We start from the raw sequence: 15,168 nt of genomic DNA on the forward strand, positions 1-15,168 counted from the left end.
TAGATTGCCGAGGAAAACCACTCGAATATTTAGGGAAGGATAAATGAGATTAAAACACTGGTTCTCTGTGGGGGCCCTGGCACTGGGCGGCCTTACCACACTGGCTTCTTGCCATGCCGATAGCGCCCCCCACAGCAAGAAAGCACACCAGGCTATCAAAACTGAAGCAGCCCAACCTATTATCTGGATTGGTGACTTCAATAACTTTGATGATGCCGTCGCACTGATGCTGATCGCCAAAGACCCAGGTTACACTTTAGAATTGGCTGTGGTTGAGGACTCTTTTAATACAGTCGCCCACGGTGCCAATACCGTCTACAACATTCTCGAGTGGCTGGGCAATAACGATACCCAGGTTATTCGCGGAGCCTATTTTGCCACGGAAGAAGTCGCCTACGGCGCAAACGGCAAGGCTTCAGCCTCCCCGGTAAATGACGCTAAGGCAGTTGTCGGCAGAGACGACTACCAACTGCCCAATTCCTCTGATTTCTCCACCGGCACCTGGAATCTAGAACGCCGCAACGCCATGGGTATCAACCTCTACGGCCAGTACGTACCCGGCCCCTGGCGCGACAACGGCTCCACTTTATACGGCACTGACCACCTAATCCCGCGCGCAAAGCAGAGCCACTATCGCTACCAAGGTAACAATGGTGTGTCCTTTAATTTTGAGCTGGCCGAAGACATTATCCTGGAAACTCTGGATAAGCTGGAAAAACGTCCGGTGGTTTTCAACACCGGTAAACTCACTACCCTGGCCCGGCTACTTGGCAAAGCCAGTGAAGAGCAACTGGCAAAAATTGATCGCGTTATTATGATGGGTGGCGGCTTTGAGAATTATGAGCCGTTTACCGAAAATCATGAAGCGGCCTGCTTTGGCGATAAATCTAGAAATCTGGGCGGAAATATTTTCTCCCACCCCGGTTTTAGTTGCGATAGTGACTTCAGCACTCACCAGGAATTTAATATCCTGCTTGATCCCCTGAGTGCGCAGTGGGCCTTTGACGCTCTGAGCGAAAATAATATCGAAACCTATTTGGTACCCAACAACTCCACCGATATGGCCAAAGTACAGGGCAGCACTATCGAAGCTTTGGCAGAGCGCCGCGCAACCCCGGAAGCCTGCTATACCTCTCAACTCTTAAGCGCCATTCGTGAATTTGAGGGTGGCGATTTCCAGGGCAATGGTGACTTCGCCATGGATGCGGTGATTCGCCTGTGGGATATTATTGCTGCACTGGTACTGTTGGAAGCTGAGGCTCTGGAGATGGAATTGGTACCGGGCTATATCGCCGTCGACCAGTTAAACGCCGGCCTTGCCGACAGTACAACCCCCTACGACCCCATCACCTTCGACCCCACTGTGGGTAAAACAACTTTTGCCGAAAATGGTGAGGGCTTAGCAATAAATGTGGTTATGGGGATCAACCAAGATGCCGCGCGTACAACGATGATTGAGCGTCTGCGCGATCGTTTTAATGCCGCGCAGAAGGGACCTAGGTGCCGAGCTAAGCAACCTTAACAGTTGGTGCATTAGTGCCAGAGGGTCTTTTAAACGCTTTTTACAATTTATGTAACCGCTTTAAAAGCCCCTCCATCAATTAGCAAACCACCTATCTATTTAGCACGATAGTTCATCAAATATAAAGCATATACTAATAACCCACCCGCCCCTGCATGCAGTTGAAAAGCAGAGACAGACTATAAGATTGGGAATTAGTTAACCTTTTTCTCTCGCGCCATATTCAGAAGTGTTTCAATCACTTTAATTTAACCCCCGGCTCTGGCACTCTTACCCCCCATCATTTCCGCCCAACAAAAAGGACACAAGAGAATTCAATAGGAATTCTCAACGACAATTTAGAAGTTCCATCCAAACAGGCAAATGCAACAGGTTTCATTCACGCAAACTACGGCTAAACCATAGTCCTACACTATTCAACTTCAATCATCCAAGGAAGCAGGTAATGAATTGCTGGGAAATCATAGGCATACCCCCAACAGTTGACACAAGATCAATCAAACGCGCCTACGCCAAAAAATTAAAAGTTCATCGGCCCGATGAAGATCCCGAAGGTTTTCAAACCTTAAGGGCCGCTTTTGAGAAAGCATTAAAAGATGCAAAATACTACCAACCTGAGAACACCACCTCTGACACAATAAAAGACACAGCGACCACAAACAGCAAAAACCCTCACCAAGCGAAAAAACAGCCCAACCTATCCAATACGCCCCGAGAATTTGACACCGAGCAAATTAAAGAATCTATTGAGAAGCTACAAGCCGCCACAGCCAAGCTTTACTCAAACTTTAATGAACGGATACAGCTACCCCTATGGCAAAATATCTATGAGCACGAGGACCTGTGGAATATAGAAACAAAGCAGCACATGTCTCTCTGGCTATTCAGCTTTATAGGACAAAATAGATTTATCCCACAGGAAATCATCGAATACCTGGAAAGCATTTTTTACTGGCATGAAAATTACACCTGGCTAAGCCAAACATTCAGTGAAAAATTCATCGACTACGTATTCAACAGAATGATAACGTCCCAGTGGGGGCTAAGCTATAAGGGCATCTATGTTCCAGAGTCAACCGATCCAAACACAATTGAAACCTATTTAGCACAACGGGAACACCTGGAATATATTATCACCAACAAACAAGACGAAGAGCGCGACGAACTACTTGCTGAAATCAGCAAAAAAGATATTCAAGACCCAGAACTATACCGCCTATTGTCATCACTTTTTTTAAGCCAACAAGAATTACTCTCTGCTCGCGAGCAGAGCGATAAACTAGCACAACAGTACCCCAAACTAATAGAGGGCCATCTAACCAAAGCCGCCATCCACTACAAACAGAGGGATTTCAAAAAGGCACTTGAGAGCTATGAAGCAGCATTATCTATAGATGAAGATCATGATATCGCCCTAAAGGGCCTGGCCGCATGCTACCTGGAGTTTGGTGACTTATTTTCAGCAAAATGCCTGTATGAGCAAGTATCGATTCAAACCCCCTTCGACTTGGAAGCTCGTATCCAGCTGGTTCGAATCAATCAGCTACTGATCAAAGAAAACCTAACAAAATTATCGGACAGCCCCGAAGACCCTAAAGCTCAAATTGAAATCGCCGAGAGCTACATTGAGATTGGGGCATACAGTGAAGCAATTCAATTCATACTATCAATTATTAACAAAAGCATCTATGAGAGCGGGCATATCGGTGAGCTGCATCACCTGCTAGGACTTTCCTATGAGGCCACCAACAAAGCTACAGAAGCTCAGAACCACTTCACCAAGGCCCTTGAGATTTTAGAAGAAAATGGAGGAAATGGTTATTACGCTCTCCTAAAATTAGGCGAAATTTATATTAACCAAGACCAGCATGAAAAGGCCTTAACTCTCCTCAAAAAAGCCACAAAGTACAACCCCGACTCGGCAAAAGCATTTGAGTTACTCGCAAACGCTCAGCGCTGCTTACAACTTATTGATGAAGCAATAGAAAATATTAACCGCGCTATAAAGCTTGATAGTAATGAATGGCACAGCTACTCCATTCGCTCATTATTATTAATGTCTACAAAAGACTATAGCGCCGCAGCTAAAGATCTCAAGGTCGTACTGCGATCGAAACCTAATTTTGCCCTAGCCTGGCATCGCCTAGGGATCTGCCAAAACAAGCAGGGCATTTATGATGAGGCAATGGATTCATATGAGCAGGCGCTATCCTATGACACCAAGCTCAAAAGTGCTGCGCTAGAATGGATTGAAACTGCCTGTAAAATCAAAAATATAGAAAGCGCTGAGCTAGCGATAAAAGCATTCCTCAATGCCGATGGAAGCCCAGAAGAAATCGCTGAATATACCAGCAGCATTGAGAGCATGAAAAACACAAAGAGCAGCGAATATGAACAACAATAGAGCCCATACTTACAACCCTGACAACTTATCAGACGCTCAACTCTGGGGCCTAGGGGTAAGCTCAATCCTTACCGAAATGAACGGCCAGCGGCATGACACCCTATATCAGGCAGGCGTCAGAACTGAAAAGGTAGTCAGCAATCTTAAACATATGATGCAACGAGACTGGGGGATAGAATCCCGCGAAGAGTACCTTGACATGCTGGAGTGGCTAGCCAATGAAGGGCACAACCATTCCTATATGCAGATCCAGGATCATTTTAACACCCTATCGGAAAAGTCGATTGATGCCTTAATCAAGGCATACTCCCACAATACCGACCAGCAGAGTAACTTTAAAATAGTTAGAAACTACCGCCACACTTTAAGGGTCGGTGGAATTGGGGCCTGGGATGATGGTCGATACGTCTCTATTTGTCGCTGGGGTGCTACTACGGGTGTACTCACGGAAGAGGAATCCTGGGAAAAAATACACCAAGTCGCCTTACGGGTTCAGAGTTCCTATGACAGCTGGTATAGTTTTGGATTAAGCTATATCGCTGGTCGGCAGTACTGGCGTAAAGATACTTCCGAGTTCTTCGCAAAAGATGCAATGAAAATGATTCGAGGGCTCACTGGCAAGTCTAACAGCCCCTGGAATTTACTAGATTGGAATTTAGATTTATCAAAAACACCCTAAGTCAAATCTAGACTATAAACCATAGTTATTTAAAGCTGGTCTGACAGATATCTCCGCCTGGCAGTGTACCCTGTCAGATCAAGCACAAACCACCAATAAGAATTACTTACTGAAACATCTTTGCGTAGGTATACTAAGAATCTTCAACTATTGGATGCACCCAATTTAAAATCGAAATCAAATACTGTCACAACAGGCAATACATCTTCCAATTCGACATAATTACTTCAAGTCAATCATCCTGCATGTCGTGGGGGCACCCGGCATAGCGCCATCTCACATCTTCAAAAGTGTGACGAATTCCATAATACAACATTTCTGGGTAATAATAAGCACTCGGCTGCCCTACAACCATGTAATAGGCAAATTCAGGAATAGAGCTACCAGAAGAAAATCCCAACTTAGCCAATTCTTGGACCACTTCTAATATAGCGGGCTTACTTGCCGGGCATCGCTAACAAGGCCACAACCCTTTGCTTGCTTTTCAGATGCCCCTTTCGGGTTAGGTTTAAATCGTCAAGGGGTGAGTGGTTACATTGCATATTCCATGGGCGGCCGCTGCGTTAGATTAGATGTGAAAAACCTTATTCTTTCAGCCTCCACCCATGGATTCCACCACTGCACCCCCAAAACTACCCGAAGTATTGATTTTGGGCTTCAAGATGAGTTTCTTATATGTGACTTTAAAGTCCATCAATTACTTCAGGAATAAAGGGTTTTGCTTTTTTAACGTGCTCCTCGATCATTTTAGCATCTAACGTCCTATAAAAGCTAAACAAGCTTGAAATTATGTCATACTGGTGGATGCGTTCGTGATTTCTTGATCTGTAATATTGGAAGTCCTCGGGAAATTCAAGCTTTAAATTATTATAGGTGCTTTGATATATTGGAGTAATAATCCTATCGAGAGTTGCCACCCCCACCTCAGGAATACAGGTATCCTGCATCTCAATTTTATTTAATATTCCCTCAGCAACATATTTAAAGACTGGTCTTCTAGGGTGATTGAATTGATTGAATAGCTTTTGCTTTCTAAAGTTTTCTTCTACATATTCTGAGATCCTTATATCGAGCCCCTTAGATACTTCTCGAACAGTGAGATTTTCAAGGGAGTCCGAGGCTAACTTATTGGAATTGTCTGGCGCATATAAATCACCATCATTGATTATTTCGAAAGTGTGCTTTTCACTATACCCCTTGGAAAATAGATAAGCTATAAAATAATCATGAACTAAATTCAATTCAGACACCAGGCCTTTAAAGGTCTGAAGATGCGGAAAATAGCCATCAAAGTAAATCGAGGGGAAAGAAACGCTCAATGCATTTGGCTTTAATTTTTTCAGCAAGTGATCACTCGATAGTTCTTCGGGCCTGTTGCCGGCTGCTGCGACAGGCTGATGAATAAACAGGTCAATACTCTCTATTTTTGGCAATATAGATTTATAGTCATCCCTACCGAGAGTGTGCGCCGGTTTCATAGGGATGTACCTATAAACCTCAGAAAATGATTTATTTTCCTGCAATATGTTTGCCAGGGGTTGGGCTTGGCAGTTTCCATACACAGTAAAGCTCTTCAAGTTTATCTCCTATACAATGAATTCAATTGGCATTTTTGTTCTATTGAGGGTGGCGACCCGAAAGGTGGCCATATAATATGTAGGCTTGTTTTTATTATTCAAATATTGTTAGCTATTTATAATTATCCTTACCTCCGAATTAGACGTTATTACTCCTTATTAATCATCCTTCATGTCATGGGGATATCCTGTACAGCTCCACTGCATATCTTCGAAGGCATGTCGAATTTCATAATATAAGGTTTTAGGGTGGTTACAAGCACTTGGCTGCTCAGTAACTATGTAATAGGAAATTTCAGGGGTAGAGGGCTACCTGGAGCAGGTCTTAACTTAGTCAAGTCTTGAATCACTTTAACGCGCCGCAACCTTGCTATAACCCTGCGCTCTCCCTCTCTAAGGCAACCAGAGGAATTTCCTTTAATTTCTTCATTTGATCTATAAAGATGTTAGCTTGCTCATATCAAGCTCCTGCGCCTTTTCAGCATCTATCCTGTATTTTTCATTGACTGCAAACAACAATCCACTTCTTCCCATTAGACACTAACCTAATTTAATCTGGCACCCCTATAAAAGCCTTTAAAACAACAACACACTTCGAAAAATAATTGCACCGGGTAAAGATTACAGTACATTTCATTTTAAGAGCAATAGTTCAACTTTAAATATTTGTTAACCAAAATAAATCAGATATTGCACACTCTTTTAAAGACTTTCACTCCAATTTAAAATAGCCTCACTCCATTAAGTTACAACGAGCATGGATTTAATTGCCTATATCAGCCATGCCAGGCTGCTGAAGGGGATCAACCAAACTTAAATTAACGATAGATGCCAAGTGAAACTACCCCAACACTAAACCCACAAAGTTTCCCAAGCCTTTTAGGGGTAGAGTGAAACTATTAAGAACCACTTGGTCGCCTCACCGGGGCTGCCCTCCCCCCCCAAAGCTCACCCTGCCCGCCCAACCCGGCTCAGCCCTATATAGAACAAAATCGCCTCAACTCCCATTTCACAGGATTTAACTCACTTTTTACGCCAGAATTTAGCAGTTTCCTCGCTCAAAACCCGCCGATTGCCCCTAATCGTCCCTATTGCTAAGATGCGCGCCTGCCGCTATGGCCCGGCTCCCCCTCAGATTCCGCATTGCAACTATGGGGCTGCCAGCACCGATTTTCCCTAGCGTTACCCTCACCTATCCGCCACGCGGAGGCCCGAGGCTTTCCACAGGAAAAGCGGTATCGAGGCCAGGTGCTATTTTTAACCGCGAGCGCACCGCGACGACCCCCTGCGACTACAGGAACGAAGTTTATGACCCAACCATCGCTGCAGCAGCTGGAACAACACGACGCCTTTATCCACCGCCATATTGGCCCCGATGCCAAGCAGGTAGAGGCCATGCTGAAAACCCTCGGAGTTGCCAGCCTCGACGAGCTGATCGAGAAAACCGTACCCGAAGCCATCCGCAAGACCGATGAGCTGGACCTGGCCGATGCGATCAATGAAGTCGAGGCCCTCGCGGAGCTAAAAGATATCGCGGCGCGTAACAAGATCTACCGCACCTTTATTGGTATGGGCTATCACGACACCATTACCCCCAATGTTATCCTGCGCAACGTGCTGGAAAACCCGGGTTGGTACACCGCCTACACCCCCTACCAGCCGGAAATCGCCCAGGGCCGCCTGGAAGGTCTGCTGAACTTCCAGCAGATGATTATGGACCTCACCGGCATGGAACTGGCCAACGCCTCCATGCTGGATGAAGGCACCGCTGCCGCAGAAGCCATGGCCATGTGTAAGCGCCAGGTCAAGCGCAACAAGTCCAACGTCTACTTTGTGGACCAGGACTGCCATCCGCAAACCATCGCCGTAGTTAAGACCCGCGCCGAACACTTCGGCTTCGAAATCGTTGTCGGCGATGTGGAAAAAGATATCCCCACCGAGCTGTTCGGCGCACTGCTGCAGTACCCCGGCAGCACCGGTCGCGTACGCGACCTGAGCGATATTATTGCCAAGGTCCACGAAGCCAACGCCCTGGTCACTGTGGCCGCCGACCTGATGAGCCTGGTAGCCCTGCGGGCACCGGGTGATATGGGTGCGGACGTAGTCGTCGGCTGTAACCAGCGCTTCGGCATCCCCATGGGTTACGGTGGCCCCCACGCGGGCTTCTTCGCCTTCCGCGAAGCTTACAAGCGCTCCGCACCGGGCCGTATTATCGGTGTGTCAGTGGACAGCAAAGGCAAGCGCGCGCTGCGTATGGCCATGCAGACCCGCGAGCAGCATATTCGCCGCGAGAAAGCCAACTCCAATATCTGTACCTCCCAGGTACTGCTGGCGGTGATGAGCGCGTTCTATGCGATTTACCACGGCCCCGAAGGCCTGAAAACCATCGCCGCCCGCATCCAGCGCCTGGCAGACATCCTCGCTTCCGCTCTGCAACAGGAAGGCTTCAGCCTGGCCCACGACAGCTGGTTCGATACCCTGACCGTCACCGTTGGCGCCAAGCAGGAAGAGATCTACCAGCGCGCCCTGGCCACCGAGATCAACCTGCGCAAAGTGGGCGAGGACGCCCTTGGCGTGAGCCTTAGCGAAACCGCTACGCTGCAAGATGTATCCGATCTGATCAATGCCTTTACCGGCACCGAGCACAGCATCGACCTGCACGCCCTGGACAGCGAAATTGCCAGTAAGGGCGCCCTGGGTATCCCCACCTCTCTGGTGCGTGATACTGAATTCCTGACTCACCCAGTGTTCAACACCTACCACTCCGAGACCGAGATGCTGCGCTACCTCAAGTCTCTGGAGGCCAAGGATATCGCCCTGAATCACTCCATGATTCCCCTGGGCTCCTGCACCATGAAGCTGAATGCCACCGCCGAGATGATCCCGGTTACCTGGCCCGAATTCGGCAAACTGCACCCCTTCGCACCGGTAGAGCAAGCGGAAGGCTACGCGGAAATGTTCCGCCAGCTGCAACAGATGCTGGCCGCCTGTACCGGTTACGATGCCGTGAGTCTACAGCCCAACGCCGGCTCCCAGGGCGAGTACGCTGGCCTGGTTGCTATCAAGAAGTACTTCGAAGCGAAGGGTGAGACCCAACGCGATATCTGCCTGATCCCCGCCTCTGCCCACGGCACTAACCCGGCTTCCGCCATGATGGTGAGTATGAAAGTGGTTGTGGTTGCCTGTGATGATAAAGGCAATGTGGATATCGAAGACCTGAAAGCCAAAATCGAAGAGCACGGCGACCGCGTTGCTGCGCTGATGGTGACCTACCCATCCACCCACGGGGTATTCGAGGAAGGTATCCGCGAAGTCTGCGATCTGGTACACCAGGCAGGTGGCCAGGTTTATATCGACGGTGCCAACATGAACGCCCTGATTGGTGTCGCAGCTCCGGGCCAGTTTGGCGGTGACGTCTCCCACCTGAACCTGCACAAAACTTTCTGCATTCCTCACGGTGGTGGCGGCCCCGGTATGGGTCCGATCGCAGTTGGCGAACACCTGAAGCCCTACCTGGCGGCCCACCCGGTGACTGAAGTACCGGAAACCAACCTGGATAACGGCACCATCTCCGCCGCTCCCTGGGGCTCCGCCAGTATCCTGCCGATCAGCTGGATGTATATCCGCATGATGGGTAAGCAGGGTATGAAGCAGGCTACCGAGATGGCGATCCTGAACGCCAACTACGTAGCCAAGAAGCTGGGTGAGCACTACTCCCTGCTCTACACCGGCACCAATGGCTTTGTTGCCCACGAGTGCCTGGTTGACCTGCGCCCACTCAAGGAAGCCAGCGGCATCACTGAAGAGGATATCGCCAAGCGCCTGATGGACTTTGGCTTCCACTCCCCCACCATGTCCTTCCCGGTAGCCGGCACCCTGATGATCGAGCCTACCGAAAGTGAATCCAAAGATGAGCTGGATCGCTTTATCGAGGCTATGGCAACAATTCGCCAGGAAGTGGAAGACGTAACCAGCGGTAAGTACACCCCAGAGGACAACCCACTGCACAACGCCCCTCACACCCTTGAGGACGTGATGAGCGGCGAGTGGACTCACAGCTACTCCCGCGATATCGCTGCGCGCCCGGCGGCGTGGTTAAAAGAGCACAAAGTGTGGCCGGCCGCCAACCGTATCGACAACGTATACGGCGATCGCAACCTGATCTGCTCCTGTCCTCCGATCGAGAGCTACGCTGAGTAAAATCCAACACTCTCACAGGTGGATTTAAAAGCGGGCTTTATGCCCGCTTTTTTCACCTAGCTTATTATTCAATTGACTGATATTACCTTTACCCCAAATTGACCTTTTATAGTTTGCAAGTAACTTAGTTCACCTAAGCCTCCAAATAGAAAAATCCCCACGGGACTATTCTTTCTATAAACTTTTTTTCATCAATAGTATCGGCAAGTGTCGAGATGCCTAGCTATGAAGCTTCTAAAGCGTAGGTGTTTTGCCCGGCGGAAGGCTGGAGGTCAATTTTCATCAAGTCATTAACTCCGCATGTACGTAAGCGCTCAATAAACCCCACCTAGCCACCCCAAGGGGCCTTTGATAGCCCCTCATTAATCTGCGGGTGCAATATTCCACGGAAGTAGCGCTTCAATCTCTTCGAGAGATTGGGCTTTTGGCAGCTCAGCAAAGACTTTTGCGAGGTAGCTGTACGGCTCAAGGCCATTGGCTTTCGCTGTTTCGATAAGGCTGTAGAGGGTGGCACTGGCCTTGGCGCCTTTAGGCGTTGCACTAAAGAGCCAGTTTTTCCTGCCGATTACGAAGGGGCGGATGGCATTTTCCGCTGCGTTATTGTCAATGGATAAGCAGCCGTCTTCGGTGTAGCTGCACAGCTTCTGCCAGTTCTTGTCGAGATAGGACAGCGCCTTACCGAGGATACTTTTCGGCAGTACCTTCGGCTGGATTTTGTCGAGCCAGCTGCGTAGCTTTTCCAGTACCTCCAAACTCTGCGTCTGCCGCAGCCGATAGCGCTCGTCGGCCGTGCAGCCTTGGGCTTTTCGCTCTATACCGTAGAGGTGGCCGATGTAGTTAAGAGCGATATCCGCTTTGCTGGGGATTTTCTGCTTACTGGAGCCTTTAGCTTTCTTCTTACTGCCGCTGGCAACTTTTTGCGCTTCGACAAATTTTCGTCGCGCATGCGCCCAACAGCCAAGATGGGTAATGGCTTTTTCACGGCCCAGCGCATAATAGCCGGCGTAGTCGTCGGTTTGTAGATAGCCACTGAAGCCAGACAGCAAACTGCCGGCCACCTCACCACTGCGACTAGGTGAATAGTCGAACAGAATTACTTTTTGATCTGGCAGGCCGCCGCGTTGCACCCACATGTAAGACTTACTGTGTGCAGGCTTGTCCGGTTCATTGAGAACCTGCAGCGGGGTTTCATCGCACTGAATAACTGGCCCTTCACAGAGCTTGTCGTTAAATAGGTTGAGCAAAGGCTGCACCAAATGACTGCAACGGATCATCCAGTTAGCCAGGGTGCTTCTGGGCAGCTCGACATGGATGCGTTGAAAGCTCTTTTGTTGGTGCGCCAAAGGCATGGCATCTTGATACTTGGCTATGGCGATGTGCGCCAGCAAGTTTGGACTGGCATTGCTTTTGGGGATAGGCTGGGCGGGCAGTGTCGCAGTCTTTATACCTGTTTCACAGTTGCCGCAGGCATATTTTTTGCGGGCATGCTGAAGAACCTGGATCTTTGCTGGAATAATATCCAGCTGCTCACTAACCTCTTCGCCAATAACTTTGAGTGCGCAACCACAGCCACAGACTTTCTCCTCTTCGGGGAGGTCGTGTTCTATACGTACGCGGGGCAGGTCAGCTGGCAGGGGTTTACGTCCGGATGGTTTCTTGCGGCTGTAGCTAACGATTTCTGTGGCCGCTTCATCAGCTGTCTCTTCATCTGGGCTATCCGCTACCTCAGTTTCGGCTTCGTTAAATAGCCCCATTTGATCGGGGGAGCTTTTCTCACTGCTCTTTCCGAAGCGCTTATTGCGCAATAGGGCTATTTGCTCTTCCAGAAAGCGAATGTGTTTTCGGCTTTTTTCGAGCTGAAGGTCTTTCTCAAGCAGAAGTGCACTTAACGCTTCTGGATCAGTAGGTAACGATGTAGCCGCAATGTTTTTCATAGCGGCTATTTTAGCGCAATTCTACTTATATAGCAGCCTCAAAGTACAATTCTTGATGAGGTTTTTGCTCCCAAATATTGAGGCCATCAAGGAGTTGGTTTAACTCTTTGCCATTGCGTTTGTGGTATTTTGAAAGCTCACTCCAATGCCATTGAAATCTCTGTTTCTCCAATCGCTTATACCATACGATAAAGCCGTTGCGCTCCCAATACAGCCGAGCGGGAGCGGGTGTATGAGCAAGCCAAGGCGGCAAGACCCGACCGCTGGAGTGGGGATACACGGGACTGGCGCCACGAAAAGAGCGTGGCGCTCAATCCCGACCGGATGGTTGGACAGAATTCCTGATTTATCGTGCAACTATGTTGACAGATACCGACCATAACAATGATTATGGGCAATTATAGCATGAAAGTTTCCGAAGTATTGTCCATACATCTCTTTAAATAATCACCTTCGGTAGTTCAACTTGGAAACGGCTTTAAATTCTTAATTCCGCAAAGTAGTATATATAGACTGACAAACATCAAATGGACCAAACATGAAAAAATTATTACTTGCCACACTTGTACTAACTAGCGCTAATTTGGGAGCTGAAACAATTAGCATTCAAGCTATCCCAACTATAAAGTCTGTGAAGGGAGATAGTGTTAGCTTCTCATTCTCCACAACCTCGGAAATATCTGAAGACTGTAAAAAAAAATTAGACGACGGCATAAGTGCAAGCTTTCAAGCCTCATATAAAATTTTCAATAATGCTGCAAATAATGGCACAAACCTAAACATAGATCTCTATACCTTCATCGATGAAAACGGTGATGAGAATTGCGGAATAAGCACTATCACCCCATAATCTTTCTTTTAGAATCTATTTTCGAAAAGGAAGTCTAAATCATAAGCCTCCAGAAACATACAAGTACAAATCTGGGGGCTTTCCCTCATGTTGAACTGGCACAGCTCTACCTGCAAAACATAACAAAAGTTAGATTGCCAACATGGGCGACACACACCTACCTGCTAGAAATTAAAGCAGGCACCAATAATTCAATTTTTTCTTGACCGGTCAATAATACGAAACGCCTCAGTAGCCCATTAACCTTTTCGGTCAATCCACCCTCCCACGAGTGATAGAGCTTAGCAAAATATATCTTGCAATCTAGTTTTCACTCGATCGACTGATGGCCCGCGCATTCACAGCCGTTGTCGAAGGTTATAGTTTTACACAATGCTTGATAAGGGTTTCTTTTTTCGGCAGGCACGGCCGCCAGCTGTTCAACCATAACCGTCTTACCCGACGGTTATGGTTGAACAGCTGAATGTTTTATCATTCTTCTCAAGCCACATACGTCCGGCAGCTTGTTCGGAGCTTGCTTTTTTTAGCTGGTGGCCAATCTGCACTTTCATAGCGCAATTGAACTTGGCGTAGTTACTCGTACCGTACCGTCGTTGCTGCATCTTTTGGAGAGCACGCCCTGCGCATGGCGATACAGGCACGCAATAGCATATTCGCCACGAGAAGACCAACTCCAATATCTCTACGCCCCAGGTACTTCTGGCGGTAATGAACGCTTTCTATACAATTTACAACAGACCCGAAGACCTAAAATCCATCAAGAGATACTCCGAAGCGAAGGGCGAGACCCAACGCGATATCTGCCTGATCCCCGCCTCTGCCCACGGCACTAACCCGGCTTCCGCCATGATGGTGAGTATGAAAGTGGTTGTGGCTGCCTGTGATGATAAAGGCAATGTGGATATCGAAGACCTGAAAGCCAAAATCGAAGAGCACGGCGACCGCGTTGCTGCGCTGATGGTGACCTACCCATCCACCCACGGGGTATTCGAGGAAGGTATCCGCGAAGTCTGCGATCTGGTACACCAGGCAGGTGGCCAGGTTTATATCGACGGTGCCAACATGAACGCCCTGATTGGTGTCGCAGCTCCGGGCCAGTTTGGCGGTGACGTCTCCCACCTGAACCTGCACAAAACTTTCTGCATTCCTCACGGTGGTGGCGGCCCCGGTATGGGTCCGATCGCAGTTGGCGAACACCTGAAGCCCTACCTGGCGGCCCACCCGGTGACTGAAGTACCGGAAACCAACCTGGATAACGGCACCATCTCTGCCGCACCCTGGGGCTCCGCCAGTATCCTGCCAATCAGCTGGATGTATATCCGCATGATGGGTAAGCAGGGTATGAAACAGGCGACTGAAATGGCAATTCTGAACGCCAACTACGTAGCGAAAAAACTCGGCGAGCACTACTCCCTGCTCTACACCGGCACCAATGGCTTTGTCGCCCACGAGTGCCTCATTGATCTGCGCCCCCTCAAGGAGGCCAGCGGCATCACTGAAGAGGATATCGCCAAGCGCCTGATGGACTTCGGCTTCCACTCTCCCACCATGTCTTTCCCAGTAGCCGGCACCCTGATGATCGAGCCCACCGAGAGTGAATCCAAGGGTGAGCTGGATCGCTTTATCGAAGCGATGGCCACAATTCGCCAGGAAGTAGAGGATGTAACCAGCGGTAAGTACAGCCCTGAAGACAACCCACTGCACAACGCCCCTCACACCCTTGAGGACGTGATGAGCGGCGAGTGGACTCACAGCTACTCCCGCGATATCGCTGCGCGCCCGGCGGCGTGGTTAAAAGAGCACAAAGTGTGGCCGGCCGCCAACCGTATCGACAACGTATACGGCGACCGCAACCTGATCTGCTCCTGTCCTCCGATCGAGAGCTACGCTGAGTAAAATTAGACACTCTCACAGGAAGGATGAAAGCGGGCTTTATGCCCGCTTTTTTATTTTTAACAATCCCCTGTTAGGGCAACGCCTTGCGCCCAGCGCCCGCTGCGCC

9 protein-coding genes and 1 pseudogene are annotated in these 15,168 nt (G+C 48.9%); 6 read left to right on the forward strand and 4 right to left on the reverse strand.

All coding sequences use genetic code 11. From position 1 onward, the window contains the following. The first annotated feature begins 43 nt into the window (after nt 1-43). The 3 genes from ACJJIK_RS10360 to ACJJIK_RS10370 all read left to right on the forward strand — a co-directional run bounded on the left by ACJJIK_RS10360 (nt 44) and on the right by ACJJIK_RS10370 (nt 4,605). Nucleotides 44-1,522, forward strand: coding sequence for a nucleoside hydrolase (locus tag ACJJIK_RS10360; RefSeq protein ID WP_444932148.1), 1,479 nt, complete (start codon nt 44-46; stop codon nt 1,520-1,522). Nucleotides 1,523-1,967: 445 nt separating this feature from the next. Continuing rightward, nucleotides 1,968-3,926 (forward strand): tetratricopeptide repeat protein, encoded by a 1,959-nt coding sequence (locus ACJJIK_RS10365; RefSeq protein WP_444944986.1) that lies wholly within the window; start codon nt 1,968-1,970, stop codon nt 3,924-3,926. After that, entirely contained in the window at nt 3,913-4,605 is a 693-nt protein-coding gene (locus ACJJIK_RS10370) for a DUF1266 domain-containing protein (protein WP_444944987.1), read from the forward strand. The genes ACJJIK_RS10365 and ACJJIK_RS10370 overlap by 14 nt, the downstream gene beginning before the upstream one ends. Before the next feature lie 683 nt (nt 4,606-5,288). Here ACJJIK_RS10370 and ACJJIK_RS10375 read toward each other — a convergent pair. Then, entirely contained in the window at nt 5,289-6,182 is an 894-nt protein-coding gene (locus ACJJIK_RS10375) for a WcbI family polysaccharide biosynthesis putative acetyltransferase (protein ID WP_444944988.1), read from the reverse strand. A gap of 1,308 nt (nt 6,183-7,490) precedes the next feature. On the opposite strand from ACJJIK_RS10375, the gene gcvP reads away from it, so the two are divergent. Then, nucleotides 7,491-10,382, forward strand: coding sequence for an aminomethyl-transferring glycine dehydrogenase (gcvP, locus tag ACJJIK_RS10380; protein ID WP_444944989.1), 2,892 nt, complete (start codon nt 7,491-7,493; stop codon nt 10,380-10,382). Nucleotides 10,383-10,744: 362 nt separating this feature from the next. Here the strand turns inward: gcvP and tnpC are convergent, their stop codons facing one another. Both tnpC and tnpB read right to left on the reverse strand, forming a co-directional pair. After that, a complete protein-coding gene (gene tnpC / locus ACJJIK_RS10385) occupies nt 10,745-12,316 on the reverse strand; it encodes an IS66 family transposase (protein WP_444932153.1) in 1,572 nt (523 codons plus the stop codon). Nucleotides 12,317-12,341: 25 nt separating this feature from the next. Further along, nucleotides 12,342-12,596: an IS66 family insertion sequence element accessory protein TnpB gene (gene tnpB, locus ACJJIK_RS10390; RefSeq protein WP_444932154.1), complete on the reverse strand. Its 255-nt coding sequence runs from the start codon at nt 12,594-12,596 to the stop codon at nt 12,342-12,344. A 258-nt stretch (nt 12,597-12,854) separates the two neighbouring features. Here tnpB and ACJJIK_RS10395 point away from each other — a divergent pair, with 258 nt between their 5' ends. Continuing rightward, nucleotides 12,855-13,166, forward strand: coding sequence for a hypothetical protein (locus ACJJIK_RS10395; protein ID WP_444932155.1), 312 nt, complete (start codon nt 12,855-12,857; stop codon nt 13,164-13,166). A 220-nt stretch (nt 13,167-13,386) separates the two neighbouring features. Here the strand turns inward: ACJJIK_RS10395 and ACJJIK_RS10400 are convergent. Next, nucleotides 13,387-13,551: pseudogene (locus ACJJIK_RS10400) on the reverse strand (IS30-like element ISVsa7 family transposase); the annotation flags it as partial. A 266-nt stretch (nt 13,552-13,817) separates the two neighbouring features. On the opposite strand from ACJJIK_RS10400, the gene ACJJIK_RS10405 reads away from it, so the two are divergent. After that, complete coding sequence (locus tag ACJJIK_RS10405; RefSeq protein WP_444945055.1) at nt 13,818-15,062, forward strand: hypothetical protein; 1,245 nt, start codon at nt 13,818-13,820, stop codon at nt 15,060-15,062. Nucleotides 15,063-15,168: the final 106 nt, after the last annotated feature.

It is taken from the genome of Microbulbifer regidiadema (SeqCode) (genome assembly GCF_052466995.1).